The organism is Kordiimonas laminariae, assembly GCF_023008165.1.
GTDB classification, from domain to species: domain Bacteria; phylum Pseudomonadota; class Alphaproteobacteria; order Sphingomonadales; family Kordiimonadaceae; genus Kordiimonas; species Kordiimonas laminariae.
This window is the reverse complement of the sequence record NZ_JAKQZA010000001.1, coordinates 99370-111385: the sequence shown is the minus strand read 5'-3', so window position 1 is coordinate 111385 and position 12016 is coordinate 99370. Positions and strand designations below refer to the sequence as shown.

The 12016-nt window shown below is 46.6% G+C and carries 13 protein-coding genes and 1 pseudogene; 9 read left to right on the top strand and 5 right to left on the bottom strand.

The window, feature by feature from the left end; all coding sequences use genetic code 11:
* Positions 1–47: 47 nt before the first annotated feature.
* The 3 genes from MF542_RS00515 to MF542_RS00505 all read left to right on the top strand — a co-directional run bounded on the left by MF542_RS00515 (position 48) and on the right by MF542_RS00505 (position 2427).
* Entirely contained in the window at positions 48–755 is a 708-nt protein-coding gene (locus tag MF542_RS00515) for a CPBP family intramembrane glutamic endopeptidase (protein WP_247014824.1), read from the top strand.
* Positions 756–852: 97 nt separating this feature from the next.
* Positions 853–1581 (top strand): hypothetical protein, encoded by a 729-nt coding sequence (locus tag MF542_RS00510; protein ID WP_247014822.1) that lies wholly within the window; start codon positions 853–855, stop codon positions 1579–1581.
* A gap of 183 nt (positions 1582–1764) precedes the next feature.
* Positions 1765–2427 (top strand): hypothetical protein, encoded by a 663-nt coding sequence (locus MF542_RS00505; RefSeq protein ID WP_247014820.1) that lies wholly within the window; start codon positions 1765–1767, stop codon positions 2425–2427.
* Positions 2428–2505: 78 nt separating this feature from the next.
* On the opposite strand, the gene MF542_RS00500 is transcribed toward MF542_RS00505, so the two are convergent.
* On the bottom strand, positions 2506–3438 hold the full coding sequence (locus tag MF542_RS00500) for a ribose-phosphate pyrophosphokinase (RefSeq protein ID WP_343264824.1): 933 nt from the start codon (positions 3436–3438) through the stop codon (positions 2506–2508).
* 160 nt (positions 3439–3598) lie between these two features.
* Complete coding sequence (gene pgeF / locus MF542_RS00495; protein ID WP_247014816.1) at positions 3599–4363, bottom strand: peptidoglycan editing factor PgeF; 765 nt, start codon at positions 4361–4363, stop codon at positions 3599–3601.
* A 469-nt stretch (positions 4364–4832) separates the two neighbouring features.
* Here pgeF and MF542_RS00490 point away from each other — a divergent pair, with 469 nt between their 5' ends.
* Positions 4833–5438, top strand: coding sequence for a hypothetical protein (locus tag MF542_RS00490; RefSeq protein WP_247014814.1), 606 nt, complete (start codon positions 4833–4835; stop codon positions 5436–5438).
* 24 nt (positions 5439–5462) lie between these two features.
* Here the strand turns inward: MF542_RS00490 and MF542_RS00485 are convergent, their stop codons facing one another.
* Together MF542_RS00485 and lgt are read right to left on the bottom strand one after the other, a co-directional pair.
* Positions 5463–6527 (bottom strand): class I SAM-dependent methyltransferase, encoded by a 1065-nt coding sequence (locus MF542_RS00485; RefSeq protein WP_247014812.1) that lies wholly within the window; start codon positions 6525–6527, stop codon positions 5463–5465.
* 5 nt (positions 6528–6532) lie between these two features.
* Complete coding sequence (lgt, locus tag MF542_RS00480; protein ID WP_247014810.1) at positions 6533–7363, bottom strand: prolipoprotein diacylglyceryl transferase; 831 nt, start codon at positions 7361–7363, stop codon at positions 6533–6535.
* A 174-nt stretch (positions 7364–7537) separates the two neighbouring features.
* Here lgt and MF542_RS00475 point away from each other — a divergent pair, with 174 nt between their 5' ends.
* The 5 genes and pseudogenes from MF542_RS00475 to MF542_RS00460 form a co-directional block, all read left to right on the top strand.
* Positions 7538–7783, top strand: a complete 246-nt coding sequence (locus MF542_RS00475) for an accessory factor UbiK family protein (RefSeq protein WP_247014808.1) — start codon at positions 7538–7540, stop codon at positions 7781–7783.
* Between the two features lie 325 nt (positions 7784–8108).
* Entirely contained in the window at positions 8109–8621 is a 513-nt protein-coding gene (locus tag MF542_RS00470) for a type III secretion system chaperone family protein (RefSeq protein WP_247014806.1), read from the top strand.
* A gap of 149 nt (positions 8622–8770) precedes the next feature.
* Positions 8771–9604: a pyrroline-5-carboxylate reductase gene (proC, locus tag MF542_RS00465; RefSeq protein ID WP_247014804.1), complete on the top strand. Its 834-nt coding sequence runs from the start codon at positions 8771–8773 to the stop codon at positions 9602–9604.
* A 246-nt stretch (positions 9605–9850) separates the two neighbouring features.
* A complete protein-coding gene (locus tag MF542_RS17870) occupies positions 9851–9955 on the top strand; it encodes a hypothetical protein (RefSeq protein ID WP_425531243.1) in 105 nt (34 codons plus the stop codon).
* A gap of 104 nt (positions 9956–10059) precedes the next feature.
* A pseudogene (locus tag MF542_RS00460) lies at positions 10060–10416 on the top strand (DUF4265 domain-containing protein); the annotation flags it as partial.
* Between the two features lie 379 nt (positions 10417–10795).
* On the opposite strand, the gene MF542_RS00455 reads toward MF542_RS00460, so the two are convergent.
* Positions 10796–11671: a type 2 periplasmic-binding domain-containing protein gene (locus MF542_RS00455; protein ID WP_247014799.1), complete on the bottom strand. Its 876-nt coding sequence runs from the start codon at positions 11669–11671 to the stop codon at positions 10796–10798.
* Between the last annotated feature and the right edge of the window lie 345 nt (positions 11672–12016).

The following is a 12016-nucleotide window of genomic DNA, read 5'->3' as shown; positions in this document are numbered from 1 at the left end:
AAGTGGTGTAGTGCCGACTTTAAAAAATATAAGACAGCGAGGATACTATGACTGACACAACATCGGCGAAGGCTGAGAAAAAGAGACAATTCTCCGTTTCAGCCCTTTATGATTTATTGCTTATTGTAGGTGTGCTTGTCGGCGTAAAGCAGACAGCTTTGCTTTATTCATCTCAGTTTGCGGGGCCTATCTCAACTTTTACGGCTATGATCGTGGCGACATGGATGTTGCATAGACGCGGTATGACATGGGCCGACCTTGGTTTTGTAAAACCGGAAAAGATTTGGAAAACGCTTCTTCAAGCGGCTTTGGTTTTTGGTTTTATTTTACTGTTTCTGGCAGCAGGTGGTTTCATTGCTGACCTGTTCTTTGACAAAGGCTTTGTTGTTAATCGGTTCGAAGGTGTGGAAGGAAATGTGCCCGTTTTTATTATGTGGTTATTCCTTGTATGGACTCACAGCGCCTTCTTTGAAGAAATGCTTTTCCGCGCTGTTATTATGAATCGCCTCAGCACGTTTTTAGGGGGTGATACAGCGGCGACAATAGCGGCAATTGTTCTTTCCTCCATCTTTTTCGGGTATCGGCATGCATATTATCAAGGTGGGCACGGCTTTATTGTGACAGGATTCGCGGGGTTGGGTTTTGCTATTGTCTACGTGGTTTTAGGTAAAAAGAACCTTTTGCCTCAAATACTTGCGCACGGAACAATAAATACAATCGGCTTTACTTTACGGTTTCTTGGTATGCGAGAATAATAAGTTAACGATTTGGTAACTATAGATTCTACTATTCAGTCGCTTTCTTATCTGATATTCACCCTCGGGCTCGGAATTAGGGGAGGGCGACAGAATAGTGAATAGAGTTCTCTATATACTTTCTATCTGCGTTGCGGTGATTGCCGCGACACCTGTGTGCTCTCGGGCTACAGAAGGCCCTTCAGCGGCACCACTAAATGTTTATACACATGGTTTTGGGCCGTTCGCCTTTCTACGTAAAGATGGTGCTATCGAGGGGCCTGGGGTTGATGTGCTTTCCTGCGCCCTGGGCGCAATGGGATTAAAGTATCAATTGAATGTTGTGCCTCTCGCTCGTGCTCGCCGATTATTTGGTAATGAGACACTTGATCTTTGGTTTCCTACCTATCACTGGAGTGGCAGGGATAATGAGCAGTATATTATTGGTGAACTGGGGCGGCGGGAGCTGTCTTGGTATATTCGCCCTGACGCAAAAATAAACCCTGATAATCCGGATTTTAAAGCAAATGCTCTTATCGGTACATTTGCAAAGTCTGGCCCTGAAACAATGCTACGCGAACGTGGGTACCAGCTCGGCAAAACCAGTGATAACGGAAATCAACTCCTTCTTTGGTTGCTTGAAGGGAAAGTGGATGCACTTCTGACGCTTAATTTTCGTAATCTCCTATCGCCCAGACTGAAGCAAAGGTTCGATGAACTTCAAAAAACATATTACGAAACCTTCCGTATGGGTTTTGAAGTTGCCCAGCATTTTGATGAAAAACATCCGACCTTCAGGCCTGCGTTTAAAAAGCATCTAAAGGCTTGTGACCTTACCACCAAATAATCTCTGAAATTGCTAGAAAACCGACAGGCTAAGGTTTAAAACGCACCTGTTGATTGATTTATTAAAACACTTTCGCGTGAAATAACTCTTATAGTTGTGTTCTGATCTTGTGTTTTGAACAAGGTTATACAATATTATAACACCTATAAGTGGATTGTGTTATCAAAAGGGTTGAGGTGTTTTATGATCAAGATTAAGCATGGCTTACAGGCTTTTGTTATTGCAGCTGCGTTCGCACTACCTGCAAAAGCTGAAGTTACCGTTACATTCTCCGATTACTTGAATAAGAAAATGGGGCAGATAGACCGCATTGAAAAAAGCCGGGAAAGTAAATTTCGCGAAGCAAGCGCGGAAGGACCAAATCCACGCGTAGCAACCGGGGCTGCTGTTCTTAAAACGCGCTTTAGAGATATGAACTGGGGGAATGCGGAGCTTATTCCTGATGTTGATAATTATAACGTTGAAGCTCTTATCACTGCTATGATGGAACTTGGTGTAAAGGAAGCTGCCCCTGATTTTGAAGGCAATATCAATCTGCATATCAAAAGAATTAATGTGAATAACTTTGCAGCCGTTTCAATTGCCAGCAGAAATACTCCTACACGGATGCAAGGGACAGTTTCTGTTTATAGCCGCGAAGGTGATTTGATCGCTGAACAGAAAGTCATGGCGACCGTTAATCGGCCTAATTTATCGTCTCTGCGAGAGTTTGAAGGTAGAGGCTATGCTTATGCCGCTGCCGCAAAAGATACGCGTGTTGGCCCTATTGCTGCAGAATTTACTCAGAAGGCATTGGAGAGGATTTTCCCGACATATGATGCTCGCGGGGCTGTTCTGGTTAGATAATCAGAATATTGAAATTTAAATAAAAAAGCCCTCAGTCGATTGGACGAGGGCTTTTTTTGCTTTGTTCTTTACTACCTTTTAATCAAACAGGCTGGAAACGCTTGTTTCGTGTGCGATACGGTTCATCGCTTCCGCAAGAAGCGGAGCAACTGTTACCACACGAATTTTCTCACACGCTGCCACTGCATCTGTCGGGCGGATACTGTCAGTGATAACCACTTCGTCCATGCCGCTTTTCGTGATGCGTTCAACTGCAGGGCCTGAAAGTACGCCGTGCGCTACATAGGCTGATACTGATTTCGCACCAGCATCAAGTAGTGCCTGAGCTGCGTTACAAAGTGTACCTGCGCTGTCCACGATATCATCCACTAGGATACAGTCTGTGCCGGCAACATCACCAACAATATGCATCACTTCAGAAACACCAGCGCGTTCGCGGCGTTTATCAATGATTGCAATTGGCGCATCCATGCGTTTCGCATAAGCGCGAGCACGAACCACACCGCCAACATCAGGAGATACGATTGTCGTTGTACGGCCTTCGTATTTTTCCTTCAGGTCGCGCACAAGAACAGGCATCGCATAAAGGTTGTCTGTCGGGATGTCGAAGAAACCTTGAATCTGGCCAGCATGCAGATCAATCGTCAGCACACGGTCAGCACCCGCTGTTGTGATAAGGTTCGCAACCAGTTTCGCAGAAATTGGCGTACGCGGACCAGGCTTCCGGTCTTGGCGCGCATACCCGAAATATGGGATAACTGCTGTAATACGGCGTGCGGATGCACGACGAAGAGCATCAATGCTCACAAGCAGTTCCATCATATTATCGTTTGCTGGGAAATTGGTCGGTTGCACAAGGAATACATCCTCGCCCCGAACATTTTCATGGATTTCAACGAATACTTCCTGATCGGAAAAGCGTTTGATATCCGCTTTTGCGAGAGGAATGTTAAGATACTCACTAATCGCCTCAGCGAGTTCCCGGTTTGAATTCCCGGTTAGAATCTTCATGCCCATTAAATGGCCTCCACGGTGATGAAGATTGACGTCGGTTTCCGTCCCTTTATCAGTGCACAAGGTGCCTGTAAAGCAGACAGATGCATCTCAGGCATATTTGTGCAGAAGGGAAATTAAAATCCACTTAATATTGTGACTTATTTCTTACAGTTAGCTATGCAGGCAGCATTATTGCGGAAATTTGTCTGCCATAGTCTGGTTCGCCTCTATGTGTAGTGCGGCGATAGGAAAAATGCACATCACTTGTGTATGTATCGATTCTCACGTTATGGTGGGCGAGAATGTTTGCGGTTTCTAGTCGCGCGGTTACGAGGCCGGGTAAATCGAACTGGAAATGATCGCTATCCTTGCCCGCAATGAAGAATTTTTCGAACGATGTATTTTTCTCAAGAAACTGATCTTTGAAACCGGCTCCAACCTCATAGCTTGGTTGGTGAATAGTAGGGCCAATAGCAGCTTTAATATTGGCGCGCGTGGAACCCAGTTTTTCCATTTCCAGAATTGTGTTTTCAAGCACACCGCTAAGTGCACCTTTCCAGCCCGCGTGTGCTGCCCCAATAACACCGGCTTGTTCATCTGAAAATAAAACTGGTGTGCAATCAGCTGTTAAAATTCCGAGAATAAGCCCGGGTGCTCTGGTAACCATCGCATCGGCCTTCGGGCGGTCCTCCCCCCAATCTGAGGAGGCAACGACAACATCTGCGCTATGGTGTTGATAACAAGAAAGCACATGAGCATCGCGGCGTTTTGCAATATGCTCTGCAACGATTCTTCGGTTCTCGGCCACATTTGCGGCATCATCATTAGAACCAGGGCCACAGTTGAGACTACGGTAAATACCCCGGGAAGTGCCCCCCTCATTACTCATAAAAGAATGAGGAAAAGAGCTGAAATCATCAATAGTAATGTGCTTGGACATGAGATCAATCATCGCTGAGGTGTTGTTTTTTCAAAACCTTATCTGCTTTAATTGGTAAAATAAAGGCGGGGAGAATACAAATAGCAGCTTCCTTCCTGATTTGACTGATTATCCTATGGATGCACAGAGGGATATTTAAACGGTTGTTCCAAGCTAGATGTCAAATCAGTCAAATCAGTTAAATCCTATTGCAAACTCATGAAAAAAGAGCAGCAGGCAATTGCCAAGAGCAATAGGAAGAAAACTGCCACCGTGTCTTCTGGGTAGTTACATAATCTTAGGATAAAGTATCGCTCACAGGAGTGTTCTTCTTAGGATTATATTGATGAGCGGTTAACCTATTTATAGTTGCTCTTGCGCGTAAACAAGCGATTGCGGCAGCGGAAATTTTATACTTGCACTGATGTTTACTTTCAGTTGAGATGCATATTCATTTATCCAACTGTTTTGTGAATCGGGGAGATTTGTTGTGGTTAAAAAGAAACTGGCTTATGTGGTTGCAGGAGTTCCAGCTCTTTTATTAGCGGCCACCCTCCACACTCCTCTGCAAGCGCAAGATGGTAGTCCTGCTGAAACAGTATCAAGCGCGAAGGTTTGTGGTGCAATCGACGATACGGCAAAGCGGCTTGCCTGTTATGACAAGCTGTTCCGCGCGAAAAAGGTTGCCGCTGAGAAAAAGCCCGATGCGAAAAAACTTCAAGCGGCGCTGAAAGAAGCAGAAGAAAGAGCAAAAGCCGCTGAAGCGCGCCTTGCAGAACTCGAGCGCAAACAACAGGAACTCGCGAAACAGCAAGCTCAGGCCACAGCTACGCCAGAGCAATCGTTTGGCAAGCGTGAACGTAAAGCCGAAGAAATTGATGAGCTGGAAGCTACAATTGAGGAAGTGGCTACGCTGAAGAATAATCAGGCAATTATCTTCCTTGATAACGGGCAGATTTGGCGCTCGATTGAATCTGCAAAACGCTTCTATCTAAAAGCTGGAAAAAAGGTGCGGATTAAAAAGGGATCACTTGGGTCTTACCGTTTGTTTGTTGGTTCATCAAATCGAGCTCTGCGGGTTAAACGGAAACGTTAAAAGCTTGATAAAGGCTTGAGCTACCTAAAACCCTGGTGGTGGAGGTAGCTCATGGTTTTGAACGGCAAGCACTTTAAAGAGAGTTCCCATTTCGTCAGGTGCGGTAAGGCGCTTAAGTTCAGAAAGAATCTTTTCCTGTTTGGCTGCATCCGTGCCAGAAGCTAGTGCCTGTGCACGGCTGCCTATCCCTAGCGCCATCAGGAACATACCCTGCGGTGTTGAACCATATGCCTTTGAATGTGCCTCTGTTGCCGCGCGGTGAAGCTGATCAAACGCTACATGGGCGGTGAGATCAGCTGCGCCGGGTTCAGCGAACGGATCAACATATTCGTGGTTTTTAAGTGCCTGGAATGTATCGCCAAAGCTACTTATCCGGTAGCCGTAATCGAGGAACAGGGCCGAACCGCCATGTGTATTCAGGCGGAGTGCTATATCCCCCATAATGGAAAGGGCAGATGGGCAAATCTCGGCTATGCTGCCGTCCGGTCCATCTTTCATATGTTCGGGTATCAGCGCAACATGAGCGGTTGGTTTGGTAACAACCAACTGAAATACACCATCTTCGGCGTGCACCCGACGTTCCAGCCATTCGCCGTTTTGTCGTTCATACTGATGAATGGGAAGGGCATCAAAAAACTCATTCCCAATAATCAGGCTGGGGCCCTCTGGTACCGTATTCAGGGTATCGTGCCAGTTACCGTGTGGTACTTTCTTTTTTTGAAGTTCCCTTAATTGCAAGCTGGTTTCAATGAAATGAACCTCTGCGGCATCCACAAAGCCTTCTACAGGTGCTGTAGCGCGCAGAATATCAGCCATTAAAGTACCACGGCCGGGGCCGAACTCAATCAGGTGGAAGCTTTGCGGCTTGCCCATTTTATACCAGCGGTCCGCCATATAAAGCCCAATGATTTCACCGAACATCTGGCTCACTTCAGGGGCGGTGATGAAATCACCATCTTTTCCGAAAACACGTTCTTTCTGATAGTAACCGTGCTGAGGATGCATCAGACATTCGGCCATAAACTCTGCAAGCGTAATTGGCCCAGTGGCTTCAATACGGCGGATCAGGCTTTGTTTCAGCTCGGTCATCTAGCTTACCCTTTATTTGCCAGCGCTTTCTTGTGGCGAATACCTTTGCTGATAAGCCATGCGGCCAACAGGAACATAGGTACTGAAAGCATCTGCCCACGGGAAATACCTGCCATAAGGCCGATATGGGCATCAGGCTCACGCACAAATTCCACAATAACACGGGTAAGCCCGTATCCCGCAATAAAGAGGCCTGCAAGTACACCAGGCATATCTTTTGCCACACGGGTTTTATGGTAAAGCAGTTGCAGAACAATAAAGAGAATAAGCCCTTCACCCAGTGCTTCATAAAGCTGGCTTGGGTGGCGCGCTAGTCCGCTCGGGTCACTTGGGAAAATCATTGCCCACGGTACATCAGTGGGCCGGCCCCAAAGCTCACCGTTCACGAAGTTTGCAATCCTGCCAACAAGCAAACCAATAGGGCTTACGATGGCAACGGTGTCTGCCACACGCATTAAATCAAGCTTATGTTTGCGCACATATAAGATCACGGCGATCACAACACCTGCGAACCCGCCGTGGAAAGACATGCCGGTAAGCCCTCCATCCCAGAAACGAACGATACCTACAGGGTCTGCCATATATTTCGCGAAATCATAGAAGAAAACATACCCAAGGCGGCCACCAAGAATAATCCCGAACACAGCCCATGTGATGAAATCATCAATATGGTCCCGGCTCATGGCGGCACCCGGTTGGCCTGATAGCCGGCGGATATACCACCAGGCAAACAAAATACCGCCCAGATAAGCCATGCTGTACCAGCGAATAGCGATAAAGCCGAAATCAATCAGAACAGGATCAATCTGCGGATAGGGGATGACGCCAAGTGTCATAAGGAAATGCCTTTAATGTCGCTTCAATATCTGCGCCATCATGCTTTCTGGGCGCTTTGTGTCAAGTGAAGGCTTTGATAGAAAGGATTTAGGGCATATGTGCGGCACATCGCCCATTGCAATTCTATGTATTTTCCCCCATATGAAGCACACTGATTTATAAGGAACATACCAATGCAGACACAGAATAAATTCATGGATGACCTTGCAAAGCTGGCAACAGGTGCTGTTGGTGCAGCTCATAGTGTGAAGGGTGAAATGGAAGGCGCGTTTCAAGCCTGGCTTGATCGTCAGCTTGCTGGAATGGATCTTGTAAGCCGTGAAGAATTTGAAATTGTACGTGATATGGCTGAAAAAGCCCGTACTGAAAACGAAGATTTGAAGGCTGAAATTGAAGCTCTCAAGAAGAAAATTGGTTAATTTTGCCATTTAAATACTGCTTTCGGGGGTAAAATTATCCCCGATGGATATATATCTTATCCACTTCAATATACCTTTGTAACAGCCTGAAATACCGCTTTAAATTTTCCTGCATTAAAGCGATGGTTGAAGAGTTTTCCACAAGAAATTTGGCCCAGACAAGAATATTTCCTTGCAAGTTTGGAAATTCGTGGCACGCTATATTTAGTGTTAAGTCTGTAAGAGGGAGCCAGATATCGTGTTTCTGGTTATAAATTACTAGACGTTGACCGGCGGAAACTCAGCCGGTTCAGGCCGGCGTTACATCTCATAAGGGGAAACCGAGATGACGACTTTAAGTACCGGGCATTCCGAGATTGCACTAAACAATCCTGTAGACATGGCTGAAGAGCTTGCAGGCGCTAATGACTGGAGCGTCGAACGGCACGGCGATAATGAACTCGTCATGTTTATCTCAGGTGAATACACCGATCTGCAATTTCGCATCATGTGGCGTGAAGAATTTAAAACACTTCAATTCGCCTGCTTGTTTGATCTTAAAGTCCCAGCCAGCCGAAAAGCCGATATTTATAAAGTTATTGGGTTGATCAATGAACGTATGTGGATTGGTCATTTCGAATATTGGGCAGAAGAGAATGTGCTGCTTTACCGCCACGCCAGCCTTGCGAATGATTTAATGCTCGGCGGTATTGGTGAAGATCATATGGTTACCATGGTGGAAACAGCGCTTGGTGAAAGCGAACGGTTCTTCCCTGTGTTCCAGTTTGTTATGTGGGGCGGGCACAGCCCAGAAGAAGCCATTGAAGCGGCAATGCTTGAATGTGCTGGATCAGCATAAAACCGCAGGCCTCAGGCTTAGGGAGCGGTACCGGGATTTGATAGCTTTTTTAACAGGTTGAAAAAGAAATTGTCATTTTCCTGTGCTTGAATGGAAAGGTAGGTGGATGTAGCATCCATCTACCTTTTCTATTGAAATATGAGGCCTTTATGCAGCACGTTTTCTCACCGGATAATCCACTGATTCTTGTTGGTTGTGGACATATGGGCCATGCGATGGCGCTCGGCTGGCTGAGTGCTGGGGTTTCACCAGAAGCAATTTTTGTGATTGATCCCGCGCTGGATAGCGCCTGCTTGTCGGGCGTGGCTACAAAACGCTGCGTTACTTCGTTTGAAGAACTGCCCAAAGGTACGTTGGCGAAAGCCGTCGTTCTGGCAGTGAAACCGCAGGTGATTGACCGTGTGTTGCCGCAGGTGGCAGGTGTTGTTGACAAAAACAGCCTTGTTATTTCTGTGGCGGCAGGGGTTACGCTTGATCAGATGCACAGAGGTATCGAACACGAATGTGTGCTTATTCGCTCAATGCCAAACACACCAGCGGCAGTTGGCGCAGGCATTACGGGGCTTACTGCAAAGGAAGGTATTGCGGCTGCTGATAAAACACTGGCGAGAGAGCTTTTGTCAGCCACTGGCGCAACCGTATGGATCGACAGCGAAGATCAGATGAACGCTGTAACCGCTGTTTCCGGCAGTGGGCCAGCTTATGTGTTCTATATGGTGGAATGTATGGCCGCGGCTGGCGTGCGCCAAGGCTTGCCCGAAGATGTGGCTATGGCACTGGCAAGGCAAACTATTATCGGAGCAGGTCGGCTTCTGGCGGCGGATAGTGATATCGAAGCTGCGGAACTAAGACGCAGAGTAACAAGCCCCGGCGGCACTACAGCCGCCGCCCTTAATGTGTTGATGCAGGAAGAAGGGTTGCCTGACCTCATGCTGAAAGCTATTGAAGCCGCAAACAAGCGCGGCGCTGAACTAGCGGGATAGGGAACCAGCCCTACTACATGTGCATCTTGATGGAGACCTTACCTCTGATGATGCGGTTAATGCAGTACAAAGGCTCGGGTCTAGAGGTGTGGAGTTACTGCAAAAGGCAAAAGAGAAATCGATCAGCGCAACGTTGCAGTGAATGGTGGAGTAAACAAATGTGAAAGCTGCGGTGTTGAAACTGTTCTGGGACAAAGAAGCTAGAAAGGTGTTACACCCCCAGGCAGTGAGCGACAAAGAGATCATATTATTCCACGTTCGAAAGGCGGTAATGGACCTCTTGTAAATGGTCAAGTTCTATGCTCGGATTATAACATACGCAAAAGCGATAAGGATCCAATGGCGCTATAATGGTTGAGTATCAAGCGAAATATGAAGATACCTATGTCAAAGTTCTATTTGAACTTAAGTAAGATGAGGATGGTTATCCGCCTGAAAAATGGGAAAGCTTATGGGCGATGCCGCTAGAGGAGGGATTATTCAAGATTGATAACATTCCTTTCTATGTTCCTCGATTAAGCTGTGACGATGTTGTGAAAGCCCGAAAGCTTGGGGATGAATATCTGTTTGAAAGTGTTAGTGAGCACTCTGAGAATAGTACGATTAGAATGATCATTTATGACTTGGGTGATGTTGAATCAGTCCGAGAGAAGCTGACTTCTTTAGGTTGTGATGTCGAGAAAAGTGGGACACCGGGCTTCATTGCGATCAATATACCTGTGGCAGCAAAAGTTAAAGAATTGGTAGCTTACTTGGAGGCGGGACACGATAAAGGTTTATGGGATTATGAAGGAGCTTCTTTGAGGTTTTAGAATTACTTTAACTCTGTTGCCGCATGGCTTGCGACGTTTGTTAGGGGCAAGCGTCTGGGCCTCTTTTTACCATCAATCTTTCTACACACCTGAACGCAGGTGCATGTTTTGGCGTTTTATTTTTTAGAAACAGGGACTTGAGGTAAGGCTACGGACCAAGCTACAAAAAGCGCCGCGTAGTTTTTGGTTGTAGCCGTCTGATTTTATTGGGTTGTTGTTATGGAGTTGAGAAACGGCTCCGCCTTCACATGAGACTTTTGCTCATGCGTTAATGCGTGATGTAGCTGCTAAATACTGCAGCGTTTTGAGGCTTAGTTGAATCGTTGGTTGTCATGCTTAAGGGGTGGACTTTCAGCGAACACGGTGGTGAGCTGGCGGGTTAAGGTTTTTTAGGGAATTGGTACCAGTATTTTTCCGGGATATTTTGAACCCGTTTGCTGAGGCGCGGGTTCTCCAGTTCAAAAACGATTGGGTTATGCTTCATAACAGCATCAAGGGCAATTTGCAGGTTTGAGGCCTTCTTGAACATCCGGTCATACACCCCGTTTTCCATGATGCGTTCCAGCCCTTGCTGAAGAATAGCCGCGTGTTTAATATCTGATTTATTCATATAAAAGAATAAGTCAGATTTGTATTTCAGTATGACATGGGTGTTGAGCAGGATTTCCCCGCGTTTAAAATAGCGCTCAAGGGCTTCTTTGTTTCTTTCCCATTCCATGACAGAGCGCGGATATATATCAACGCGCTGCCTTGCCAGCATAATAGGAAGGCTCTCGTTCGGTGCCGGGACAACCGTTAAGCCATTATGCTTGAGTATTGGGGTATCCGGCCAGGTGGTGCCTGAGGCGAAGGTGAAGGTCTTCAGATCTTCAAAAGAAGTAATCTGATTGATTTTGGCATCACTCTTTGGCTGAACGAATAATACCCGGGTACCCAGAAGGCCTTTCGTGAGCGGAATATCAATTTGCAGAAGCGTTTGTTCCCGGTCTTTGTCATGGCCGGTTAGATAAAGATTAAAAGGGGCCTGCCCGTGGCTAAGTTCAGAGAGTGTCCGGGCCTGATTATAGCGTACCAGCGAATAGTTCTCGAGGGTGTGGTCCCCATCTGCGGCGTTTAAGGCTTCTTGCAGTAGTTCAAGGAAAAACGGGTCAGATTGAGCATAGGAACCAAGCTTGAAATGTTCGGCATGACAGGAAAACGTGCCACAAAAGAAAAGGCTGAATATACCGAATATCCATATTTTCACTAACGTCATGGGTTGATCCTACAGCGTTGATTCTCAAACAACAAGTATGCGGCAGATAAAAAAAGACCCCGGAAAAATCCGAGGTCTCGAAAGTGTATCAACATAGGGAGTTTACGCATCAAACGTCTATCAGCGTAAATTAGTAAAGGGCCGGTCCCGGAGGGGAAGTGGGGGAGGGGGAGGAACTCCGGGACCGACCTTTATGGCGGAAACCGCCAAAACTTTAAACTCGTTGCCGCTGAGCAGTTAGTGTGCTCGTTGGCGTTGACAGGTATATAGGCCTGCACCACAAAAAGGAAAAGAGATGATTTCGCCGTACCAGCCATGCGTTTTGTGCATGCCTTTCAATTGTGA

Coding starts and splice junctions, on each gene's coding strand:
- MF542_RS00515 (WP_247014824.1), top strand. CDS start 48: ATGACTGACACAACATCGGCGAAGGCTGAGAAAAAGAGACAATTCTCC.
- MF542_RS00505 (WP_247014820.1), top strand. CDS start 1,765: ATGATCAAGATTAAGCATGGCTTACAGGCTTTTGTTATTGCAGCTGCG.
- MF542_RS00500 (WP_343264824.1), bottom strand. CDS start 3,438: ATGAAGATTCTAACCGGGAATTCAAACCGGGAACTCGCTGAGGCGATT.
- pgeF (WP_247014816.1), bottom strand. CDS start 4,363: ATGTCCAAGCACATTACTATTGATGATTTCAGCTCTTTTCCTCATTCT.
- MF542_RS00485 (WP_247014812.1), bottom strand. CDS start 6,527: ATGACCGAGCTGAAACAAAGCCTGATCCGCCGTATTGAAGCCACTGGG.
- lgt (WP_247014810.1), bottom strand. CDS start 7,363: ATGACACTTGGCGTCATCCCCTATCCGCAGATTGATCCTGTTCTGATT.
- MF542_RS00475 (WP_247014808.1), top strand. CDS start 7,538: ATGCAGACACAGAATAAATTCATGGATGACCTTGCAAAGCTGGCAACA.
- MF542_RS00470 (WP_247014806.1), top strand. CDS start 8,109: ATGACGACTTTAAGTACCGGGCATTCCGAGATTGCACTAAACAATCCT.
- proC (WP_247014804.1), top strand. CDS start 8,771: ATGCAGCACGTTTTCTCACCGGATAATCCACTGATTCTTGTTGGTTGT.
- MF542_RS00455 (WP_247014799.1), bottom strand. CDS start 11,671: ATGACGTTAGTGAAAATATGGATATTCGGTATATTCAGCCTTTTCTTT.